Raw genomic sequence first — 3,875 nt, 5'->3', positions numbered from 1 at the left:
CGGGCGGCGGCGCTGAGCGCGCTGCGGAGCCTGCCCATGACGGTGGCGGCCATCAGTCCGTGGCCGACCACGTCGCCGACCGCGACGGTGAAGCGGCCCGCGGGCAGGTCGACCGCGTCGTACCAGTCGCCGCACACGTTCAGTGATCCGGTCGCGGGCAGGTAGCGCACGGCGACGTTCTGGTGCTGGGCCAGGTCCGGGGTGTGGAGCATGGTTTCTTGCAGGGCGACGGCGATGCGCCGTTCACGGGCGTGCGCCAGGGACCGCGCCACAAGCGCACCAGAACGAGCGAGGAACAGCGGGAACCACGGTGAAGGCAGCCGGACCCGATGAGGCGGCATTGCGGTCGCTTGCCCAGGTCAGCCGTGGAACCGGTCGCGAATGCTCGCAGCTTCCCAAGCTGAGGGTCCTGAGGGTCTGTCGAGTCGGCTGCTGCCGCAGAGGAGAAGCGATGGCCGTCAGCCATCATGTGCCTGCCGCACACCGGTGCACGCGATCAGCCTGCTGCCGTCTTCGGTGAGAAACAGCATGTACACCCAGGAGCGATCGGGAGCTGTGATCTGCCCCAGGCGAACCGCTTGCTGATGCCGGCCGAGCAACTCCACCGTGCGTTCGAGGTTCGTGAGCTCGATGCCCTTCCAACGGGTGTGCCGGAGTCGGCGTCCATAGATATGGGCGAGCGACTCAGCGGACGTGGTTCGGTCCCAGACGACATGTGAACCGCCGCTGCGGAGCACAGCCAGGGCGGCCGAGGACGCCTCGTCTTTGCCAACAAGCAGTCGTTCGAGCGCTTCCCGATCTATACCGTCACCCCCGCCAGGATCCTGCCGTACAGCAGCCGAGTGCAACAACCACAGCAACCGACCCCAACCCGTGGCGCTTCTTTGGGGCCGAAGCACGACCTGTATGACCCTCCCCGACCGATCTCTGTAGAGCTATGGATCGGAAGGCCGCTGACATCCACGGCTGATATTGCTGACTTCGGCTCGTTAGGGTGACCTGTCTCGAAGTCTGTGATGAGGCTGGGCGGTTGGCTGTATCTCCTGGCACGTGAGATATGCGGATGGGGCGGGCTGACCGCCGCGGGGTGCCGACGTCGTGAGTCGGTACGGATGCAGGCGGCCAAGCTGTTCGAGCAGAAGATCAAGCCGCCGGAGGTTGCACGGCGCCTGCGGGTGAGCAGAAAGTCGGCCTACCAGTGGCACCAGATGTGGCGGGACGGCGGGGCACGGGCTCTGGCCGGCGGCCTTGGCGTGCGCGGTTGACTGGACCGCGGCGCTGGCCGCCTGCCCGGCATGCCGGGCCGCGTCATCGGCATCATCCTTGGCGGCGTTCTCCGCTTGCGTGGCCGCGTCATGGGCCGCATCCCGCGCATCGTTCGCCGCACTGGCCGCCTCATCCGCCAACTCCGCCGCCGCGTTCGCCGCCCGGTTCGCCTCACTCGCGTGGCGCCGCGCGGCCGCCGCCGCGTCACTGGCCTGGGAGGAGTGGACACCGGCCTGGCTGGCGTAGTCGCTGGCCTCATCGGCCGCATCCGCAGCGGCGTTGGCGTTGCTTCCGGCATCCGCGGCGGCCCTCGCCGCGTTGCCCGCCTCACTCGCCGCGGTATCGGCCTGCTGGGCCGCATCCGCCGCCAGCCGGGCGCCCTTCGCCGCCGCACGAGCGTCTTCGGCGGCCTTGCGCGCCGCAGCGGCGTTGCCCGCGTCGGTGGCGGCGTCGGCTGCAGCGCTTCGACGGGACCCTGGTCAGAGGCAGTTCGAACACTTACGCGGAACAGTACAGGTTGCGGATCACCTACGCAGCGCGAAATTGGCCTCTCCTGGAACGGCCACGCTGAAGGATGCAAACGCACCGGCTCCCTGGTTTCGACGCCGTGGTGGCCGTCCTGCAACGACGCGACCAGGCCTGGCGCGTACGTAGCGGCTGTGCACCCAGCTGCTGCTGGTTCAACACCCCGTACACCGAGCAGGGCCTCGTCACGCGTACGGGCCTGGACGATCACGACAGGGCCCGTCGCGTCGACCGAGACGACTCTCACGCTGGTCAAATGCGGTAGAGATAAAGGAAGTTCGACAACGCACAACAGGAGGATGCCCAGCTCCAGGCAGTGCGCGCCCTGAGTCCCCATGGTGATCTCCGGCTACCGAAAATCTTGCCAGGGCTGCATCGAAGAGTACGCGGACAGCGCTCTATGTGAAGACCGACGATCTGCTGAAGGATTCGCCGCAGCTTGCCCCGCGGCGGCCAGCCGTGAGTATCGCGCCGCAGCTCAGCGACGCGGAGCTGGTGACGTTGGCAATGATGCAGGCGATACTCGGCTTCACCTCCGAGGCCAGGTGGCTGCGGCACGCCCGCACCCGCCTGCGGCACCTGTTCCCCTGCGGCCGGCCCGCAAGGGCGAGGCCGAGCGGGCTGGATCGCAGCTGTTCAAGCCGCTGCGGCAGGTCATCGAGTCGATCAACGAGACCTTCAAGGGCCAACTCGACCTCGAACGACACCGCAGCCGCACCCCCGGCGGCGTGACCGTCCGCGTCCTGCAGCGCATCCACGCGCTCACCACGCCCTCTGGCACAACGACCACACCGGCCAGTCAACCATGCGCGCGCTGACCGCCTATGACCACTGAAGACCGTAGATCTTCGGGGCAAGGGCCGACCTTGGTCCTGCATCATGCGCAGGAGTCTGGACGAGACCTTCGCCCGATGTCCGGCTGATCGATGCGGTCCTACCGTGGTGCGCATGAAGATCCCCGAGCACCACAAGCACGCCGTCATCCCACACGTCATGGTCGACGGAGCCGCCGAGGCGATCAAGTTCTACGTCGCCGCGTTCGGAGCGTCCGAGCGCCTCCGGCTCGAAGGTGACGACGGGCGAATTGTGCACGCCGAGATCAGCATCCATGACTCCGCCCTCATGCTCGGCGACGCCGACACCCCGTTCTCGCCCCCCGGTGCGACCGGCACGTCCGTTGCCCTCCACGTCTACGTGCCAGACGTGGAGAGCCTGAGCACCCAGGCCGTGGCCACCGGCGCCGAACTTCTCTCGCCTCCGACCGACATGCCATACGGTGTCCGGCAGTCGATGCTCCGCGACCCGTTCGGCCACGTCTGGATCTTCCTGACCCCCATCGCCATCTGAACCCGAACCCGTGACCGGCCAGCACATGAGCCGATCCCGTGGAATCGATCATCTAGGCCGCGCGGTCAGCGGCTGTATGGGCTGACGCCTTGGGCCAGGTGCCTGCGCCCGCACACAGGTTCGGCGGCATCCGTGGCTGCCCGGTGCTATTTCGCGTGAGCGCAGGTCCTGTTTAACGCTCGGCGAATCATCGGTTCGTGTGGCGCCTCGGGCCTTGGTCGGCGAACCGTTGAGACACCAGGCGAGGGGGCGGCACATTGCGGGCCTGGTGAAGACCAGTACGTCTTCGTGCTGAGTGGCGGAGAGGAGGTGCCGGGGCGGCGGGCGCTTGCCGGCTCCCAAGACGGCCGCGGGCAGGTCGATGAGTTCGCCGCGCTCGCGCTATGGACGGGTGGTGACGACCACCGTGCCACCGGGGCGGGGGGACGTTGCCGCAGTGGGTGAGTGCCTGTTTGCGATCCTCGGAGCGCGTATGAGCGGTGCTTCCAGCGTCGGTGTCGGACCACGTGGCGGCGTTGTCCGCGTCAGCATGATGCCGGCGGCCGTGACGCGCTACGCACTCTTTGCTGCGCGTGTACGCGTCACGGTCACCGGCATACGGTGGCGCCGGAAAGGCGCGGCCCGCCTATGCGGCTTGGGTGAGTTCGGCGCGGCCGAACAGCAGCGCGTAGCCGGAGGGGAGTTGGCGCAGGATGCGGGTGAGGAGGTCGGGGCCGGCGTAGGCGGCGACGGCGGAG

The 3,875-nt window shown here is 68.1% G+C and carries 4 protein-coding genes and 3 pseudogenes; 4 read left to right on the top strand and 3 right to left on the bottom strand.

The window, feature by feature from the left end:
• Together AAW14_RS39020 and AAW14_RS39015 are read right to left on the bottom strand one after the other, a co-directional pair.
• A pseudogene (locus tag AAW14_RS39020) lies at nt 1–257 on the bottom strand (PP2C family protein-serine/threonine phosphatase); the annotation flags it as partial.
• 201 nt (nt 258–458) lie between these two features.
• Nucleotides 459–860 carry a hypothetical protein gene (locus tag AAW14_RS39015; protein WP_265569213.1) on the bottom strand — a complete coding sequence of 134 codons (402 nt, stop codon included), beginning with the start codon at nt 858–860 and terminating at the stop codon, nt 459–461.
• A gap of 156 nt (nt 861–1,016) precedes the next feature.
• Between AAW14_RS39015 and AAW14_RS39010 the strand changes: the two genes are divergently transcribed.
• From AAW14_RS39010 to AAW14_RS38995, 4 genes and pseudogenes are all read left to right on the top strand, one after another.
• Nucleotides 1,017–1,265, top strand: a complete 249-nt coding sequence (locus tag AAW14_RS39010) for a helix-turn-helix domain-containing protein (RefSeq protein ID WP_416223443.1) — start codon at nt 1,017–1,019, stop codon at nt 1,263–1,265.
• 79 nt (nt 1,266–1,344) lie between these two features.
• Nucleotides 1,345–1,512 carry a hypothetical protein gene (locus tag AAW14_RS39005; protein WP_265569212.1) on the top strand — a complete coding sequence of 56 codons (168 nt, stop codon included), beginning with the start codon at nt 1,345–1,347 and terminating at the stop codon, nt 1,510–1,512.
• A gap of 681 nt (nt 1,513–2,193) precedes the next feature.
• Nucleotides 2,194–2,626: pseudogene (locus AAW14_RS39000) on the top strand (hypothetical protein).
• Nucleotides 2,627–2,739: 113 nt separating this feature from the next.
• Entirely contained in the window at nt 2,740–3,138 is a 399-nt protein-coding gene (locus tag AAW14_RS38995; RefSeq protein ID WP_265569211.1) for a VOC family protein, read from the top strand.
• 625 nt (nt 3,139–3,763) lie between these two features.
• Here AAW14_RS38995 and AAW14_RS38990 read toward each other — a convergent pair.
• Nucleotides 3,764–3,875 (bottom strand): annotated as a pseudogene (locus AAW14_RS38990) (DUF2267 domain-containing protein); the annotation flags it as partial.

The organism is Streptomyces hygroscopicus, from assembly GCF_026168105.1.
GTDB classification, from domain to species: Bacteria; Actinomycetota; Actinomycetes; order Streptomycetales; family Streptomycetaceae; genus Streptomyces; species Streptomyces hygroscopicus_D.
This window is presented reverse-complemented; position numbering and strand designations above follow the sequence as displayed.